The sequence below is a fragment of the Roseitranquillus sediminis genome (genome assembly GCF_016918935.1).
GTDB lineage: Bacteria > Pseudomonadota > Alphaproteobacteria > Rhodobacterales > Rhodobacteraceae > Roseitranquillus > Roseitranquillus sediminis.
Map to the genome: position 1 here is coordinate 32,546 of NZ_JAFFOB010000023.1, position 16,806 is coordinate 49,351.

Consider the following 16,806-nt stretch of genomic DNA (forward strand, 5'->3'; position numbering starts at 1 on the left):
AACATGGCAAACCGGGATCAGCATGCCGTCGAGAGCATCCTCGACGAGCTGAAGGGCACGGCTAAAGAGGGGGACCGAATCTCGGTGGGCGAGAGCGTCGAGGCGCTGGGGCACAGGGGGTATGGTCCACTGCTCTTCGTCCCCGCCCTGATCGAGATCTCGCCGATCGGCGGCATTCCGGGGGTGCCGACCATACTCGCGCTGATCATCTTGCTTTTCGCCGTGCAGATCGCCTGGGGCCGGGATCACATGTGGCTGCCTGGCTTTCTCGAGCGCCGAAGTGTGTCGACCGATCGCATGAAGGGAGCGGTGGACAAGTCCCGGCCGGTGGGACGCTGGCTCGACCGCTGGTTCCACGGGCGCCTGCCGCGCCTGACCGGCAAGCCCGCACGCCGCATTGCAGCTTGCGTCGTCATCCTGCTCTGCCTGTCGGTTCCGCCGCTTGAGCTGATTCCGTTCGCCAGCACCGCGCCGATGGCGGCGATCGCGGCCTTCGGCCTCGCCATCACGCTCAGGGACGGCCTGCTCATGATGCTGGGCTTCGCGCTGACAGTGGTCGCGGCGGGCGTGGGCCTCGGAATGCTGGGGGGGTCGTAACGCTTGGCGACCAGGCGCCGACGCGAGCCGATGCGACGAGGACGTCGCGGAACTGGCGACCGGCGCATTCGTTGACTGACCAACGACGCCGAGGCCGAAGGGTCGGTTGAGGCAAAAGATAAATGGAGGGCCACATGGCACTGTTTTCCAAAGACATCCAGACGATGAACGATCTCTTCGTGCATACGTTGCAGGACGTCTACTACGCAGAGCACCAGATCACCGAGGCGTTGCCGAAGATGATCGAGAAGGCGACCTCGCCGCAGCTTCGTCAAGGCTTCGAGACCCATCTGCGGGAGACCGAGGGTCAGATCCGCCGACTGGAGCAGGTGTTCGAGATGCATGGTGAGAAGCCGAAGCAGGTGACCTGCCCGGCGATCAACGGCATCATTAAGGAAGCGAACGAGATCGCGGGCGACGTCGGCGACAAGGACGTGCTCGACGCCGCACTCGCAGCGGCCGCGCAGGCGGTGGAACACTACGAGATTTCGCGCTATGGCTCGCTGGCCGCATGGGCGAAAGAACTTGGCCGTCACGACTGTGCCCAGCTGCTGGAACAGACGCTTGCCGAGGAAAAGGCGACCGACGCCAAGCTGACCGAGATGGCAGAGGCGCGGCTGAACCGCCAGGCGGCCTAGGTCACGCGCAGTCGAAAGTCAGGGCCGTCCCGCGGGGCGGCCCTTTTCATTTGCCAGCACCCGCGCAGAGAACACCTTCGCGATCCCGATCGACAGCACGATGCGCAAGAGGTGGTGTGCGGTAACGTAGAGCACCGCGATGTCGAGCGACAGCGCCACCAGCGACATCTCGGCGACGCCGCCCGGTGCGAAGGCGAGCACCACGGCCTGCCACGGCTCGCCGGTCAGCCGCGGCAGGACCAGCGCGGCGACGGCGGCAAGCGCCAGCACCAGGGCCACGTTGGTTCCCGCAAGCCGCGCCGCCCGCAGCACCGCGGCCGGTGCGCTGCCGGCAAAGCGCGTTCCGAGGCTGACGCCCACGACGAGTTGCACGATCTGGATGAGCCAGCTGGGTGGCGCACCCTCGACCAAGCCGACGAGATGGAAGATGGCCGAGATCAGGATGGGACCCGTCAGGAACGCGGCGGGAAACCGCAGCCATTGGCCGACGAAGTACCCAATGATTCCCGCAAGCGCGAGCACCGCCCAGTCCAGCAGGGCCAGCGCCGCGCCGTTGCCCATCTCGACGCCCGCCGAGGATCCGACGGCGTGGCCCGTCACCAGTGTGAAGCCGAGGGGAACCACGATGATGCAGAGGATCAGCCGCAGGAACTGCAGCATCGTCAGCATGGCGACATCCGCGCCCGCCTCCTCGCCCATCATGACCGACTCGATCAGGCCGCCTGGGACGGAGCCCCAATAGGCCGTGACGGGCTCGATCCCGCCCTGCCTGAGCATCGTGAAGCCGATGCCGTGGGCGAGCGGAACGAAGAAGAAGAGCGCGAGGAGGCTCGGCCACCAGCGCCCGATGTCGTTGAGTATCTCAGCCGTGAAGGCAGAGCCGATAGAGACGCCGATGATCGGGATGAAGAAGGTCCGCAGTCGCCCCGGTATCGACGGCAGCAGTCCCCCCGGTAGCGGACCGAACATCGCGGCGGCGCCGACGGTGACGACCGAACCAAGCAGCATGGGCAGCGGCAGGCCGATGAGCGCCGCCGCGAAACCACCAGCCGCGCCGAGGGCGAAGGCATAGAGGAACGAGCGCGTGTTCCATCCCGCGCCGCCTGGCCGCGGGAGACAAAGGCGCAGGCCTACCAATGCGGCGGCGGCCGGTCCGCGATCGGTTCGGCTCCTGCGTTGGCCTGACGCTCGGCCTCTCGCTCCATCAGGAGCAGGACGCGCTGCTGCAGCCGCTCGATCTCACGCTCCTGCCGTGCGGCGACGTCGGAGAGATCCTCGACGGCGCGGGTCAGGTGGGCAATGCGTTCTTCGAGCGCGAGAAGGTCGTTCATCGCGTGGCCCGTAGCACGACCGGAGCGCGTCTGCCAGACGGCCGCTTGCTCCGTCCCGGGGGTTGGTCTAGACCCCGCGCCGACTGCAGACCCCCGAGGGACACGGCGCATGGCGAAGGACAGGAAAGGCCGCCCCAGGGCTGAGACGCCCAAGGGGTTCCGCGACTATTTCGGCGCTGACGTGACCGAGCGGGCCGAGATGCTGCGACGCGTTGCCGATATCTACCACCGCTACGGCTTCGAGGCGCTGGAGAGCAGCGCGGTCGAGACGGTGGAGGCGCTGGGAAAGTTCCTCCCCGACGTCGACCGCCCGAACGAAGGCGTCTTCGCCTGGCAGGAAGAGGACGACTGGCTGGCGCTGCGCTACGACCTGACGGCGCCTTTGGCTCGCGTGTACGCCCAGCACCGCAACGACCTGCCCACGCCCTACCGCCGCTACGCCATGGGTCCGGTCTGGCGCAACGAGAAGCCGGGACCGGGCCGCTTCCGCCAGTTCTACCAATGCGATGCGGACACCGTGGGGGCCCCCTCCGTGGCGGCGGACGCAGAAATGTGCGCCATGCTCTGCGACGCGCTCGAGGCGGTCGGGATCGAGCGCGGGGACTACGTTGTGCGGGTGAATAATCGCAAGGTGCTGAACGGTGTAATGGAGGCCGCCGGCGTCCTGGACCCCGCCGATCGTGACCGCTTCAAGCACGAGCGCGGCATCGTCCTGCGCGCTATCGACAAGCTCGACCGTCTGGGCGACGCGGGCGTCCGCGCCCTGCTTGGAGAGGGGCGCAAGGACGAGAGCGGCGACTACACTGCGGGCGCAGGATTGAGCGGCGATCAGTCGGACATCGTGATGGCGTTCATGTCGGCGAAGCGGGCGGACGCCGCGACGACGGTCGCGCGTCTGCGTGAGCTTGTCGGCGGGTCGGGTATCGGCGCTGATGGCGTGGCCGAACTGGAACTGATCGGCGAGCTGTCGGCGGAGCAGGGCTATGCCGATGACCGGATCGAGATCGACCCTTCGGTGGTGCGCGGCCTTGGCTATTACACCGGGCCGGTATTCGAGGCGGAGCTGACGTTCGAGATCACCGACGAGAAGGGGCGGCCGCAGCGGTTCGGGTCGGTCGCGGGCGGGGGGCGGTATGACGACCTCGTCAAGCGCTTCACCGGGCAGGCGGTGCCGGCGACGGGGGTGTCGATCGGGGTGGACCGGCTGCTTGCGGCGCTGCGCGCCAAGGGTCGCACGGGCGGCGCAGCGCGCGGGCCTGTGGTGGTGACCGTGATGGACCGGCAGCAAATGGCCGAGTATCAGAAGATGGCGGCCGATCTGCGGGCGGCGGGGGTCCGGGCGGAGGTCTATCTTGGCAACCCGAAGAACTTCGGCAACCAGCTCAAGTACGCGGACCGGCGCGGCAGTCCAGTCGCAGTGATCCAGGGCGAGGACGAGGCGGCGCGCGGCGTGGTGCAACTCAAGGATCTCGTGCTCGGCGCGCGTCTCGCGTCCGAGGCTACGCATGAGGAGTGGAAGGCGCAGCCGGCCCAGCGCGAGGTGCCGCGCGGCGAACTGGTCGCCGAGGTGCGCCGCCTGCTCGACAGCCACTGATGCGCGAGAGGCCCGACGGATGATCGCCCCCGGCACACAGAAGGCCGCCGCGCGGGTCGAAGCGGCGCGTCTGCTCGACGCCTTCGCGGCGGCGGGCGCGTTGTTGGTCGAGGCTGACATCCTGCAGTCCGCCGACACGCTCCTCGACCTTTACGGCGAGGAAATACGGGCCCGCGCCTTCACCACCTGGGACCCGCTCCGCGGCGAGATGATGTTGCGGCCGGACTTCACGGTGCCGGTGGTGCAGGCGCACATGGCCGACGGCGCGGAACCCGCGCGCTACACCTACGCAGGCGAGGTCTTCCGGCGGCAGGAGGTCGATCCCGAGCGCGCGGCCGAGTACCTGCAGGTGGGCTTCGAGATCTTCGACGGCAGCGACCCGGCGGCCTCTGACGCCGAGGTTTTCGCGCTCTTTGCCGAGCTGCTGGCCCCGCTGGGGCTGAGGGCCGCGACGGGCGATATCGGGCTGCTGGCCGCGGTCGTCGGCGGCCTGCGGACCACGAAGCGGCGGCGAGCGGCGCTCCTGCGGCATATCTGGCGGCCGCGGCGCTTCCGGGCGCTGCTCGACCGCTTCGCCGGGCGGGCGCCGCCGGTGTCGGGCCGGGCCGCGCTGCTGGCGGTGGCCGACCCGTTTGAAAAGGCGGGACCGGAAGTAGGGCTGCGCGATCGCGCGGAGATCGAAGGCCGCCTGGCCGTGCTGCGGGAAGACGCCGCGCAGCCGCCGATCGGCGCGGGCGAGGTCGCGCTTCTCGACGACATCCTGCATCTGCGCGAGGCGGCGCCCGCAGCGCTGGGCCATCTGCGCGACCTGCAGGTGGATGCGCCCGCCCTGGCGCCGGCGGTCGACCGTTTCGAGGCGCGGCTCGCGGCGCTCCAGGCGCGCGGGGTGGACGTGGAGACGCTGGACGTGGAGGCGAGCTATGGCCGCACGTCGCTCGAGTACTACGACGGGTTCGTCTTCGGCTTCTACGCCGAGGCGCGGCCGGACCTGCCGCCGGTGGCGACCGGCGGGCGCTACGATGCGCTGACCCGCGCGTTGGGCGGCGGGCGCGGCATACCGGCGGTCGGGGGCGTGATCCGGCCCGGACTGGTGCTGGAGGTGCGGCGATGACGCTGAAGCTCGCGGTGCCGTCCAAGGGCCGGCTGATGGAGAAGACGTTCGCCTGGTTCGGCGAGCGCGGCATCCGGATGGAGCGCACCGGGTCCGAGCGCGAGTACGCCGCCGCCGTCGAGGGCGCGCCGGTCGAGATGGTGCTGCTATCGGCGGGTGAGATCCCGCGCGAGCTGGCGGCGGGGCGTGTGCATCTCGGCGTCACCGGCTCGGACATGGTGCGCGAGCGGCTGCCGGCATGGGAGGGCCGCGTGACCGAGATCGAGCGGCTGGGCTTCGGCCACGCCGACCTCGTGATCGCCGTGCCGCGCTTCTGGGTCGATGTCGAGACGCTGGACGACCTCGACGCCGCCGCCTGGGACTTCCGTCGCCGGCACGGACACCGTCTGAGGATCGCGACGAAGTACCACCGGCTGGTGCGCGAGTTCCTCAAGGAGTCGGGGGTGGCGGACTACCGGCTGGTCGACAGCCAGGGCGCGACCGAGGGGACGGTGAAGGCGATGACGGCCGAGGCCATCGCGGACATCACCTCGACGGGCGAGACGCTGCGGGCGAACCACCTCAAGGTTCTGCGGGACGGCGTCGTGCACCGCAGCCAGGCAACACTGTTCCGCTCGCTCAACGCGGATTGGGACGATGCGGCGCGCGAGGCGCTGCACAGGCTCGAGGCGCGGATTGGGACGCGGCGCTGACGCTCAGCGCACGCCGATATCGGCGAGCGCGGCGGCCAGGGCAGGGGGCAGGGCCGCCTCGGACCACCGTGCCGAACCGAGGTCTGGCGGCGCGTCGGCGGCAGCGAAGTAGCGCCAGCCCTGGAACGGCCGCCGCGTACGCGCCTCGGTCCGCACCACCTCGGGGTCGAGCACGAGCGCGCAGCGGAGCACGCCGTCGCCCCGGTCGATCTCGTCCATCCTGAGGATGCGCTGGCGCGCCATGAGCACGCCCTTGAAGACCCAGTAGATCGAGCCACCGTCCAGCACCTCGTCCGCGCGTTTCGGCCGGACTCGTGTGACGTGGCGCGGCAGGCCATCCGGGCCTTGCGCCTGCGGCCGCTTCTGCCAGTCGAGCAGGTCCTCGGGCGTCGCCGCGCCCACGCAGAGCTTGATCAGGTGCAGATTCCCCATGTCGGGCAATTTCGGACAACCCGTTGTAGACGGCAAGGGCGCTTTACGCGACATCTTGGCAAGGCTATCTTGGGAACTCCCCGTCTTCCGGAGAACCGAATGACCCGCTTCGCCGCACCCATCGCCGAGCAGATCTGGGACATGAAGTACCGGCTGAAGCGGCCGGACGGCACTGTCGCGGACGCCACCGTCGCGGACACCTGGCGGCGCGTCGCCCGCGCGCTTGCCGCGGTCGAGGCGGAGCCCGAGGCGTGGGAGCAGCCGTTCTACGAGGCGCTGGAGGACTTCCGCTTCCTGCCCGCGGGCCGGATCACGGCGGGGGCGGGGACCGGTCGCGCGGTCACGCTCTTCAACTGCTTCGTCATGGGCACGATCCCCGACAGCCTCGAAGGTATCTTTCAGGCGCTCAAGGAGGCGGCACTGACGATGCAGCAGGGTGGCGGCATCGGCTACGACTTCTCGACCCTGAGGCCCAAGGGGGCGGCGGTGCATGGCGTGGCGGCCGACGCCTCCGGCCCGCTGTCGTTCATGGACGTCTGGGACGCGATGTGCCGCACGATCATGTCGGCAGGCTCGCGCCGTGGCGCGATGATGGCGACGATGCGCTGCGACCACCCGGACGTCGAGGACTTCGTGGCGGCGAAGTCCGATCCGCAGCGGCTGCGCAACTTCAACGTCAGCGTGCTGGTCACCGACCCGTTCATGGAGGCGGTCAAGGTCGACGCGCCGTGGGACCTGGTCTTTGGCGGCGAGACCTACCGCACGATCCGCGCCCGCGACCTCTGGGACCGGATCATGCGCGCCACCTACGAGTATGCCGAGCCGGGGGTGATCTTCATCGACCGGATCAATGCGATGAACAACCTCGCTTACGCCGAGACCATCGCTGCGACCAACCCGTGCGGCGAGCAGCCGTTGCCGCCCTATGGCGCGTGCCTGCTCGGGTCGATCAACCTCACGCGGCTGGTCGAGCGGCCGTTCGAGGCGGACGCGCACATAGACGAGGAAGGGCTCGAGCGGCTGGTCGCGACGGCGGTGCGGATGATGGACAACACCGTCGACGCCTCGCGCTTTCCTTTGCCGCAGCAGGCGGAGGAGGCGCGGGCCAAGCGGCGGATCGGCCTCGGCGTGACCGGGCTGGCGGACGCACTCCTCATGGTGGGCGAACGCTACGGCTCGGAGGGCGCGGCGCGACGGACCGAGCGCTGGTTGCACGCGCTCGCCCGCGCCGCGTATCGGGCGTCGGCGCATCTGGCGGCGGAGAAGGGGGCGTTCCCGCTCTTCGACCGCGACGCATATCTGACGAGCGGGTCGCTGACGCACATGGACGAGGACGTGCGGGCGGCAATCGCCGGGAACGGCATGCGCAACGCGCTGGTGACCTCGATCGCGCCGACGGGAACCATCAGCCTCTATGCCGGGAACGTGTCGTCCGGCATCGAGCCGATCTTCGCGCCGGCCTACACGCGAAAGGTGCTGCAGAAGGACGGGACCCGCGTGGAGGAGGAAGTAGTCGACTATGCGGTTGCCGCCTGGCGCGCTCACGCTGGGGAGGAGGCGGACCTGCCGGACTGGTTCGTGACGGCGCAGGACCTCTCGCCGCTCGACCACGTGCGGATGCAGGCGGCGGCGCAGAAATGGGTGGACTCGTCGATATCGAAGACGATCAACTGCCCGGCGGACATCGCCTTCGAAGACTTCAAGGACGTGTACATGGCGGCCTGGGACAGCGGCTGTAAAGGCTGCACAACCTATCGGCCGAACGCGGTGACGGGCAGCGTGCTGAGCGTGGCGGAGTATCCGGCTCAGAGGATCTCGGCCTCGGACGTCTCAGCTCTTGAAACAACCAGCTTTAGGGAAGCCCTTCTCCGGCACATGGAGGCAGCAGAAACGAAGACTACGGAGCTTGCGCTCAAGTCGGGTGTAAGCGTCGATGTGATAAAAAAGCTCCGGACTAGGGCGAGTTCATCGACTCAGGCAGAAAACGCGGTCCGCCTGGCAGCGGCGTATGGGAAATCGGTTGAGGAGTTCATCAGGGCGGAGAAGTTGGAAGCCGTGCCATTGAGCCCGGCGCCAGTGCAGAGCGGCGACGTCGTCTACATGACCGAGCCGCTGGACAGGCCGCAGGCGCTCGAGGGGCAGACCTACAAGCTGAAATGGCCGGGGTCCGAGCACGCGATCTACATCACCATCAACGACATCGTGACGGAGGGGCGGCGGCGGCCCTTCGAGGTGTTCATCAACTCCAAGAACATGGAGCACTTCGCTTGGACCGTGGCGCTGACGCGGATGATCTCCGCCGTGTTCCGGCGCGGCGGCGACGTCTCGTTCGTGGTGGAGGAGCTAAAGGCCGTGTTCGACCCGCGCGGCGGCGCGTGGCTCGGCGGCAAGTACATCCCGTCGATCCTCGCCGCGATCGGCGGCGTCATCGAGCGCCACCTCATTGCCATCGGCTTCATCGAGGGCGAGGGCCTCGGCCTCAAGGCAGACCCCCGCGCGATGGCCGCCGCTCCGTCAGGGCTGCCATGCCCGAGCTGTGGTCAGTACGAGATGCACATGGTCGAAGGCTGCATGACCTGCGCGGCCTGCGGCCACTCCAAATGCGCATGAGCTTTTCCTCCGCCACCATTGTTCCGCCAAGCAATATTTGGCCATTTTCGGGGTTAGCCTGGCCATTTTACAGCCACAAGCTGGCCATCTCCCGTTTTTCGGCGTCGCGGGGCGTGGTGTAGCGCCTCGAATCTGCCGTCAGCGGAAGAGGTGGCCCTGGATGTCGATGAAGGCGTTGCGGATGTTCCCGACGGAGCCTAGGGCACGCTTAGCGTCGTTCGTTCCGACGTACCGGATGCGCAGGAAGTCGGCGAGCTTGCTCGGCGCCAGCTCGTCGATGCCGTGAGTTTCGTAGGCACGGCCGGCTCCGGGAAGGCGCGCGCACGGCCCAAAGCCGACAGTCGGCACCGTCCGGCGCCGTCCGGCGCCGCCGCGCGGCAGCGGCGACTGCGGACATTGGCGAGTGGCGCAGCGAGAGCTGGGGTTCGACGCGCTCTCCGCGGACGCGGAGCTGACACAGGTCGCGGAGGAGACGACGATCGTATATCTTCGTTCGATGCCTCTGGCTCGGCTACACTGATCAGTTGGGGGAGCGGAGCTCCTCCGCTTGAATCCACTCGCGGCTCACCCCTCGAGCCCGGCCACCTTTAGGCCCTCAGCAAGCCGTTCGCGTCGTGCGGCGAATTGGTACTGGGCCTTTTCGGCCTCTCCGCTCAACGTGATGTCCGGATTGATGGTCCGGGCTTCCGCCAGCACGGCGGATGCCGCGGCGCGATCCGACTGCTGCCCGTAGTTCGCAGCCAGGGTGATCAGTCCCCGGTAGAAGCCGGGGTTGCCGTCGGCGACCCGCTGAAGGAGCGGTTGCGCCTTATCGTAGTGGCCGAGTTGAAACAGCGTATGGCCCTCGATCCAGTCGTACCAGAACGGATAGCGCGGGTGGAGGAGCTTGGCGTGGCGGATGGCGGCGAGGGCCTCGTCCAGGTTGCCGCCATGCACGCCCACTTCGGCAAGAAGCGCATAGCCGTCCGAGAAGTTCTCGTCCAGGCGGATCGAATGACGTGCCGCCGCCAGCGCGTTGTCATGCTCTCCGATGACCATGTTCAGGACGCCGAGGGCGAAGTAGGCGTCGGGGAGGTTGGGGTCCAGCCGGATGGCGGTGATCGCCGCCTCCAGGCCTCGGGTCACGGACTCCGGAGCAGGCTCGTCGGCGTAGAGAAAGACGTACTCTCGCCCGTACGTGATGGCGATGTTGGCGTGCGCCCGGGCGTACTCGGGGTCGAGTTCCAGCGCGCGTTCGAAATATTCCCGCGCTTCCAGGTTGCCGGCGGCCGTGTGCGCGCGCAGCGGCTCCAGGCCGCGTAGCAGCATGTAGTACGCGTCGGTCTCGACGCGGCGCTGAACCCCGTCCTCGGCGCCGAGCGTGAGCGAGAGTGCGTCGACGATCTGCCGAGTGATCTCCTCCTGCACATCGAAGGGATTGCGGCTGTCGCCGTCAAATCGCTCCGCCCACAGGTTGGCTTCGCCAACCGGGTCGACCAAGGCCACGTTGATCCTGACGCGGTCAGCGTGGTGCCGCACGGTTCCGCGCACCAGGTAGCGCACGCCGAGGTCATCCGCGATGCTTGCGAAGCCGCGTTCCGCGTCCCGGAAGTCGAAGCTCGAAGCATGCGAAATGACCGTCAGTCCCTCGACCTTGGAGAGGTCGGTGGTAAGATCCTCGCTCAGCCTGTCACTGAAGTAGCGCAGGCCAGGGTCTTCGCTCAGGTTGACGAATGGAAGGACCGCGAGCGGTCTTCCAAGCTCGACGGTCGGCGGAACGATAGGTTCAGAGAGGGCAGTGACCGGGCTGCGCTGGAAGGCGAGGAACGCCGTGGCCGCCAGAGCTGCCGCAAAGCCCGCGGCCAAGCCAGCCCATCGCCATCTTGCGGAGCCCGAGCGCAGAAGCGGCGATGCGCCAGGACGCAGCCGGTAGCCCTTCTTGGGGAAGGTCTCGACGACATCGCGGCGGAGGTTCCTGCGGATGTCCGCGATGCACTGGATCAGGGAGTCATCCGTCGTCGCTATTCCTGGCCAGACAGCCTCGATCAGCCGCTCCCTGCTGACGATCTCACCTGCGTCTTCCGCGAGGACCGAGAGGACCGATTCCGACTGCCGGCGAAGGCGCACGATCTTCCCATCCGCGTCGGTGATCTGGCCGCTGGCCCGATCGTAGAGAAACGCTCCGACAGCAAGGACTTCCTGTCTTTTCGGGTCTTCTTCGTGTTTCATTCAGGACGCTCCGCGGCCCTGGTGGCAGGATTCTACACGTCAGCAGCCTGCTGGCCCAAGCGCGAAGCGCTTCACGACTGGAGGCACCGACATGCACAGAGCCCTTCCGCCGTTCCTCGCCGCCCTGTTCGCGGCCAACGCCGCCGTCGCCGGACAGTTCGTTGTCGAGCTGGATGCGCCGCTCGTCGCGCCGTCGGCCGACCTGCTGGCGAGCCATGGGGTTTCCTTTGACGAAAGCCTGTCGGCGGGCGCGGATTCCTATGCGGTCTTCACTGCCGGCGATTCCGACGCGCTTGCCGGGTTCTTCGCGGAAGCCTCGGTCCATCCGGAGAAGGTCATGGAGGTCCTCTTCGTGAACTCCCCGACCGTGGATGGAGGAGAGCCCGTGTCGGCCGAGCTTCGCCCCGGCCACCGGGTCTACGTCATCGAGCGTCTGATCCCGGGCGTCGGTTTCTTCGGCCTTGAGAAGAAGCAGGCAATTTCGGCGAACTCCAACTCCGCGATCACCAAACTCGGTGAGGCCATCGAGTGGGATCACTCGTACCTGACGAGCGAGGGGACGTACTGCGTGTACCGCGCAGACTCGCCGGAAACGCTCCGCGAGCACGGCGCGCTCGCAGGGGCGCCGATCGGCAAGATCACTCCGGTCGAGCAGCAAGTCCACTGAACATCGAGGACTGCTCGAAGCCTTCAGGCTCGGCAGTCCGCCTCAAGTACACGAAGATGCAACGGGCCTCGGCTCGGACGCTCCAACGGCTTCGAACAGCGGGTCGTTGACTTGCGTGTCGTTCAAGGCGAGGCGTAGCGACTTGCGGAGACGCAGACCTCTGCTGCCTTGTGCAGTCGGTTCAGAGCCGGCGTTCCCAAAGCAGCAAGATGCTGCACCGCGGCGGCGGAAGCCGACGTTCTACTGGAGCGTAATCGGCGCTCTAAGTGCACTGGGGGCGCAGGAGGGTGTGCAGGACGGCGCAACGATCGCGCGCCTGCCTCGCGCGCCGCCACGACCTGTGGAGAGCTCGCGCCTCTCCAATCAAGACCGCGGCGAATGTCCTTCAAGTGCCGGCGATTGCGTCAAAGCCTCAAACCTCGCACGAGCAAGGCGCTACGGGGAATGACGAGACCTACTGCCGTCTGGTACGGTCGGTGAAGGGCTTCGAACGCGGTGCGGAACTCCTCGCGTCGATCCTGAGGTAAGGCGGCGTGGGTGGCTGCCACCGGGCCGAAGCCGCGCAGGTACTCCTCCCAGACGGTCGCAGGGTCAGGCGCGTAGAGCACGGTAGTCTGCTCGCGGCAGGCGATCTCGAACCGCCCTGCCGTCGTCTCGGTCAGCCAGTCGGCCCGGCCCCAGTCGAACGGCGAAGCCGCTGGCGGTGGAGCCTCGGACCAGCGCGCGAGCAGGCCGAAGAACTGGGCGATGTAGCCGTCAGGCTCGTCGGCCCAGGTCGCGAGCGCCATCCGGACGCCGGGCCGCAGCACCCGGGCCATTTCGGCGACTGCGGCGGCAGGGTCCTCGGCGAAGATCACGCCGTAGGTCGAGATTACGCCATCGAACGCGGCGTCGTCGAACGGCAGCGCCTCCGCCGATGCCCGGATGAAGTCCGGCCGCGGCTCGACGCCCTGCGACAGCCGCTCGGCCGCCTCCAGCATGCCCGGAGCTATGTCCACGCCCGCGGCCCGGGCGCCGCGGCGCGCCGCAAGACGCGCGGCCCATCCCGTGCCGGTGCCGATGTCGAGCACCCGCTCGCCAGGGCGCGGCCAGAGCAGCTGCACCGCGTGCGAGATCGTGTCGGAGAGACCGAACGAGATGCCGTCGTAGGCCGCGCCCGGGTCGCCCCACATGCGCGCCATCGGGCTGAGATCAATTGCGGTGTCCATGGCCGCCTCCTCTCTGTCGTTCGCAGCAGACCCTGCGCGGCGAAGACGCTGGCGGATACTCCACGATCTGGAGTATTCGACCGCCCCCCACCTGCGCTATTCTTGCGGCAGTCGAGGGAGGTGCGGATGAAGGGCTACGGCCAGTTCTGCCCTGTCGCCAAGGCCGCCGAGATCTTCTGCGAGCGCTGGACCGCGCTCGTCATCCGCAACCTCGGCGCCGGCGCGGAGCGCTTCAACGACATCCACCGCGGCGTGCCGCACATGTCGGCGACGCTCCTGACGCGCCGGCTGCGCCAGCTCGAGGCAGAGGGGCTGGTGACGCGCCGGCGGAGCGCCAGCGGCAAGAGCTGGACCTACCACCTGACCGAAGCCGGCGCGGAGTTCCTGCCCCTTGTTGGCGCCCTCGGCGTCTGGGGCCAGCGGTGGACCCGACGGGATCTCGCGGAGGGCGAGATCGACCTCGGGCTCCTGATCTGGGGCCTTGAGTACTCGGTCGACCCTGCGGCATTCGGGCCGGAGCGGCATGTCTTACGCCTCGACGTCATCGACCAGCCTGAAAGCAAACGGCTCTACTGGTTCATCTGCGATGGGGGCGATCTCGAGCTTTGCGTGTCCGACCCCGGCGGCGAAACGGACCTCTTCCTGGCCGCGACGCTGCGCGATCTCATCCACATCTACCGCGGCGAACTGTCCCTCGCGGTGGCGCTCGGAACTGGTCGACTAATCGCCGACGCCCCGCCGCGTCTGGCCCGACGCCTGCCGGCGTGGTTCAACTTCGACACCATGGCCGCGACGCCGCCGGCGCCTGGAGGGCCCGCACGACGGCAGTCACAGCGCGACGCGGGTACGGCTCAGTCCGACCCGCCGGCAGCACAATCAGCGAACGAACAAGCCTCATGAGCCTGAACAGAGCGATGCGACCGAACGGCCCAGAGCTTCATTTCGGCAGATGCTACGGCTGCCGCGTCGCAGCGGCCGAAGCCGCCGTTGTTGCGCGCCGCAGCGACAGAGATCAGAGGAACCGCATCCCGCTGCTCCGCCGTCTTCCGGACAAGTTCAAGCGCCTTCGAGCAGGCGGATCTTGAGGTCGCGGAAGGCACTGCGAGCGCGCGACTCGCGCTCGTGGTCGAGCATCGCCTCGATCTCGGCACCGAGATGGCGGAGGCGGGCGTCGCCGAGGCGTTTCGCTTCCTTGAACATCGAGCGCTCTTCCGAGCTCGCGTGGTGGTCGACGGCCTGGTGGAGGGCGCGCAGCTGCTCCTCGAACTCCGGGGTCGAGGGGCCGAGGCGCAGAGTGACCGCAAGCATGTCGGCGAGTTGCTGGTGCTCGGCGTGGGCCACGGGGACGTCCTCGCTGACCGGGCGGACGGCGGGATAGAAGATCTCGTCCTCGACGTGTTCGTGGATCTCGAGCTCGCCGGCCAGGAGGCGCATCATGTCGCGACGCTCCGGATCGTCTGGCGCCATCGCCTCGAGGCCCACGTCATTTCCTGCGGTATCTACCTCGAGACGGCGAGCCACGTCGGCGGCGAGATCCGGCGCGATCTCATGGCGATCCACCGGTTGCTCCGCCTTCACGACGTCGGCGATGCCGACCTGCTCGAGACCGACCTGTTCTCTCAGATCGATCCTGCATCGCCGGAAGTGGAAGAGATGTGCCTGCTCGCCGATCTCCTCGAAGACCTGCTCCAGGTCATCGACGAGAGCCCGACCGACATCGGCGTCGCGGCAGAACATCGCGGAGCCTTCGCCGCCTGAGCCTCGCTCGATCCCCCCGGGGGTCGAGCCTTGACGCCCGGTGATCGTGGCCCGGGCAAACCCGTGAGGTTCACATGAAGACTACATTACCAGACCCGCCGTCGCTCGACGACCTGGCGAGCACTGCCGTACGCCTCGGGCGCGAGCTCGAACGGACGGCGCATGCCGTCTGCGCCGGCGGCAATACCGGCGATTTCGGGATCGTCGCCCGGACCCTGCGACGGATCGGCGAGCGCGAGGCTTTCGAGGTTCGCGACGATGCGTCCCTTCAGGCGCTCCGCGGCATTCTCGAGGCCGACCTGCGCTCGGAGATCGTCGGGCAGGAGCGGCGTTTCATCGAAACGCATTACGACGCCGACGGACAGCATGGCGAGATCCGCGACTGCCCGATCTACAGCGAGAGGGGTCAGGAGCTCCTCCTGGTGCGCGACACCCTGTCCCGGTTCATGGCGGCTCGAGATGCGACGCTCGAACGGATCGCCGCGGAGCGCGCCGTACTTCGGCTGTTGCGGGCGTAGGCGCTCTCGGCCGCTCATCTCTCGTCCTCGGAATTTGAGCGGCCACATGCGGCTCGCGCAGGCCAAGTCTGTAGGCTGGAACAAAGGCTTCGGAGATTGTTCGAGATTTTTCTTCCGGTCGAGCCGAACGCGCCAAGCTTCTCCGCAGGACGAGTGCCGAGCCGCAACGGGATCGAGAGCCTCAAGAGATGCCCTGCGCCAGTGAAGAGTACCAGAGCGACCAACGGGACTTCAGCGGTCCTGACGGAGATGGAGTGCTTTCGCCATCAAGCCTCGCCGCGCCCGACACTCAACAATCCGACCAGGCCCGAACCTGATCGACGCTTCGAAACGGAAACCCCGACCATGTACGAGACCCCGACCGGCGGCATCCTGTTGCCGCAGCCGCCCTCCGCCGCCCGCAGCATCAAGATGGGTGTCCAGAAACACTTCACCGGCGCGCTGGTCTGCGGCGAGGACGAGGGCCGGGCGATGGAGATGGAAAGCCACACGGAGATGCAGATCGCGCTGATCATGCTGGCGCGCCGCGAGGTCGTGGAGGTCGAGAACCAGGTTCCTTTCCCTTGGAAGGACGAGGAGGGTGCGCTACGCACCCACTTCTTCGACCTCCGGGTCTCGCTTCGCGACGGCACTCGCGTCGCCATCTTCGCGAAAAACTCGCGGGACGCGCAGTGCCGGAAGTTCACGAATGAAAAGCGCCAGATCGTCCCTCAGGTGACGGCGGACTTCGCGGACCGCGTCTGCCTTATGAGCGTCATCATCGAACGCACCTGCCTCGTACTTGTCGACGCGCCGAATGTATACGTTCGACCGGATCAGGTTCCGGGAGATATCGTGACGCTTCGCCAGCCCGTGCAGGGTCTCGCCGGCCAGGCACTCCTGCGCGACCTGCCGCTTGAACTCGACGCTGTGGGATCAGTGCTTTGCCATGGCTTCCGTCCTTCGAAAGCCCGGCGCACCCGGTCAATTCTTTCCGCTCCAACCGTCCGCCCCCAGGGGCCCACTCCAATAGGAGGTTCCGATTGGGAGCCGATTGACGACAGGGCTCGGTCGTTCGGCGGACGCCTGTCAGTGAGCTCGGCAAGGCCTCGGGCTCCGCCCGCTGCCGGGCCAGCTTTCCACGAACGCCTCTTGCTCTCGATTGCGGGCGGAACGAGCGCGGCTGCAGCTTGAACTTGGAAAGGCGATGACGATCGGGAGATAGAACGCTTCCTCGGTGCGCAGGAGGGAATGCAAGGGACGGCATGGCTTTACAACCGACTATCGAGCAGGCGTGCGGAGCACGGAGATGCTCGGGATGCGGATCGAGTTCGGGTCCAGGCTGCGCGCGTGAAATCTGCGCCGCCTTGCTCCAGATCCAGAGGAATCCCGGGGGGAAGGGCGGAAAGCCCGGCTGCCGGAAGATTCTCGAGCCGTTATACGACACGATTACCTTTGAAAAG

Annotated in this window: 18 protein-coding genes and 1 pseudogene; 11 read left to right on the forward strand and 8 right to left on the reverse strand. The window is 67.7% G+C overall.

Annotation, left to right across the window (positions count from 1 at the left end; all coding sequences use genetic code 11):
• Positions 1 to 3 precede the first annotated feature (3 nt).
• Entirely contained in the window at positions 4 to 597 is a 594-nt protein-coding gene (locus JM664_RS15685; RefSeq protein WP_227420882.1) for an exopolysaccharide biosynthesis protein, read from the forward strand.
• A 134-nt stretch (positions 598 to 731) separates the two neighbouring features.
• Complete coding sequence (locus tag JM664_RS15690) at positions 732 to 1,235, forward strand: YciE/YciF ferroxidase family protein (protein ID WP_227420883.1); 504 nt, start codon at positions 732 to 734, stop codon at positions 1,233 to 1,235.
• A gap of 18 nt (positions 1,236 to 1,253) precedes the next feature.
• Here JM664_RS15690 and JM664_RS15695 read toward each other — a convergent pair whose 3' ends face one another.
• Both JM664_RS15695 and JM664_RS15700 read right to left on the reverse strand, forming a co-directional pair.
• Positions 1,254 to 2,372, reverse strand: coding sequence for an AbrB family transcriptional regulator (locus tag JM664_RS15695; protein WP_227420884.1), 1,119 nt, complete (start codon positions 2,370 to 2,372; stop codon positions 1,254 to 1,256).
• Positions 2,366 to 2,566 carry a SlyX family protein gene (locus tag JM664_RS15700; protein ID WP_227420885.1) on the reverse strand — a complete coding sequence of 67 codons (201 nt, stop codon included), beginning with the start codon at positions 2,564 to 2,566 and terminating at the stop codon, positions 2,366 to 2,368. The genes JM664_RS15695 and JM664_RS15700 overlap by 7 nt, the downstream gene beginning before the upstream one ends.
• A 109-nt stretch (positions 2,567 to 2,675) precedes the next feature.
• Between JM664_RS15700 and hisS the strand changes: the two genes are divergently transcribed.
• The 3 genes from hisS to hisG are packed head-to-tail and all read left to right on the forward strand — an operon-like array spanning position 2,676 to position 5,963.
• Positions 2,676 to 4,160 (forward strand): histidine--tRNA ligase, encoded by a 1,485-nt coding sequence (hisS, locus tag JM664_RS15705; RefSeq protein ID WP_227420886.1) that lies wholly within the window; start codon positions 2,676 to 2,678, stop codon positions 4,158 to 4,160.
• Between the two features lie 19 nt (positions 4,161 to 4,179).
• Positions 4,180 to 5,271, forward strand: coding sequence for an ATP phosphoribosyltransferase regulatory subunit (locus JM664_RS15710; RefSeq protein ID WP_227420887.1), 1,092 nt, complete (start codon positions 4,180 to 4,182; stop codon positions 5,269 to 5,271).
• Positions 5,268 to 5,963, forward strand: coding sequence for an ATP phosphoribosyltransferase (gene hisG / locus JM664_RS15715; protein ID WP_227420888.1), 696 nt, complete (start codon positions 5,268 to 5,270; stop codon positions 5,961 to 5,963). The genes JM664_RS15710 and hisG overlap by 4 nt, the downstream gene beginning before the upstream one ends.
• Positions 5,964 to 5,966: 3 nt before the next feature.
• Here hisG and JM664_RS15720 read toward each other — a convergent pair whose 3' ends face one another.
• Positions 5,967 to 6,395 carry a DUF1489 family protein gene (locus JM664_RS15720; protein WP_227420889.1) on the reverse strand — a complete coding sequence of 143 codons (429 nt, stop codon included), beginning with the start codon at positions 6,393 to 6,395 and terminating at the stop codon, positions 5,967 to 5,969.
• 99 nt (positions 6,396 to 6,494) lie between these two features.
• On the opposite strand from JM664_RS15720, the gene JM664_RS15725 reads away from it, so the two are divergent.
• Positions 6,495 to 9,005, forward strand: a complete 2,511-nt coding sequence (locus JM664_RS15725; protein WP_227420890.1) for an adenosylcobalamin-dependent ribonucleoside-diphosphate reductase — start codon at positions 6,495 to 6,497, stop codon at positions 9,003 to 9,005.
• 138 nt (positions 9,006 to 9,143) lie between these two features.
• Here JM664_RS15725 and JM664_RS15730 read toward each other — a convergent pair whose 3' ends face one another.
• From JM664_RS15730 to JM664_RS19050, 3 genes and pseudogenes are all read right to left on the reverse strand, one after another.
• Positions 9,144 to 9,353, reverse strand: coding sequence for a hypothetical protein (locus JM664_RS15730; RefSeq protein ID WP_227420891.1), 210 nt, complete (start codon positions 9,351 to 9,353; stop codon positions 9,144 to 9,146).
• A gap of 216 nt (positions 9,354 to 9,569) precedes the next feature.
• Positions 9,570 to 10,850 carry a tetratricopeptide repeat protein gene (locus JM664_RS15735; RefSeq protein WP_227420946.1) on the reverse strand — a complete coding sequence of 427 codons (1,281 nt, stop codon included), beginning with the start codon at positions 10,848 to 10,850 and terminating at the stop codon, positions 9,570 to 9,572.
• Between the two features lie 69 nt (positions 10,851 to 10,919).
• Positions 10,920 to 11,213: pseudogene (locus JM664_RS19050) on the reverse strand (winged helix-turn-helix domain-containing protein); the annotation flags it as partial.
• A gap of 91 nt (positions 11,214 to 11,304) precedes the next feature.
• Here JM664_RS19050 and JM664_RS15745 point away from each other — a divergent pair.
• On the forward strand, positions 11,305 to 11,880 hold the full coding sequence (locus JM664_RS15745) for a nickel-binding protein (protein WP_227420892.1): 576 nt from the start codon (positions 11,305 to 11,307) through the stop codon (positions 11,878 to 11,880).
• Positions 11,881 to 12,284: 404 nt separating this feature from the next.
• Here JM664_RS15745 and JM664_RS15750 read toward each other — a convergent pair whose 3' ends face one another.
• Positions 12,285 to 13,088, reverse strand: a complete 804-nt coding sequence (locus tag JM664_RS15750) for a class I SAM-dependent methyltransferase (RefSeq protein ID WP_227420893.1) — start codon at positions 13,086 to 13,088, stop codon at positions 12,285 to 12,287.
• A 126-nt stretch (positions 13,089 to 13,214) separates the two neighbouring features.
• Between JM664_RS15750 and JM664_RS15755 the strand changes: the two genes are divergently transcribed.
• Positions 13,215 to 13,988, forward strand: a complete 774-nt coding sequence (locus JM664_RS15755) for a winged helix-turn-helix transcriptional regulator (protein ID WP_227420894.1) — start codon at positions 13,215 to 13,217, stop codon at positions 13,986 to 13,988.
• A gap of 156 nt (positions 13,989 to 14,144) precedes the next feature.
• On the opposite strand, the gene JM664_RS15760 is transcribed toward JM664_RS15755, so the two are convergent.
• Positions 14,145 to 14,525: a hemerythrin domain-containing protein gene (locus tag JM664_RS15760; RefSeq protein WP_264465754.1), complete on the reverse strand. Its 381-nt coding sequence runs from the start codon at positions 14,523 to 14,525 to the stop codon at positions 14,145 to 14,147.
• On the opposite strand from JM664_RS15760, the gene JM664_RS15765 reads away from it, so the two are divergent.
• From JM664_RS15765 to JM664_RS15775, 3 genes are all read left to right on the forward strand, one after another.
• A complete protein-coding gene (locus tag JM664_RS15765; protein WP_227420896.1) occupies positions 14,490 to 14,846 on the forward strand; it encodes a hypothetical protein in 357 nt (118 codons plus the stop codon). The genes JM664_RS15760 and JM664_RS15765 overlap by 36 nt on opposite strands.
• A gap of 74 nt (positions 14,847 to 14,920) precedes the next feature.
• Complete coding sequence (locus JM664_RS15770) at positions 14,921 to 15,364, forward strand: hypothetical protein (RefSeq protein WP_227420897.1); 444 nt, start codon at positions 14,921 to 14,923, stop codon at positions 15,362 to 15,364.
• 96 nt (positions 15,365 to 15,460) lie between these two features.
• On the forward strand, positions 15,461 to 16,537 hold the full coding sequence (locus JM664_RS15775) for a hypothetical protein (protein ID WP_227420898.1): 1,077 nt from the start codon (positions 15,461 to 15,463) through the stop codon (positions 16,535 to 16,537).
• Positions 16,538 to 16,806: the final 269 nt, after the last annotated feature.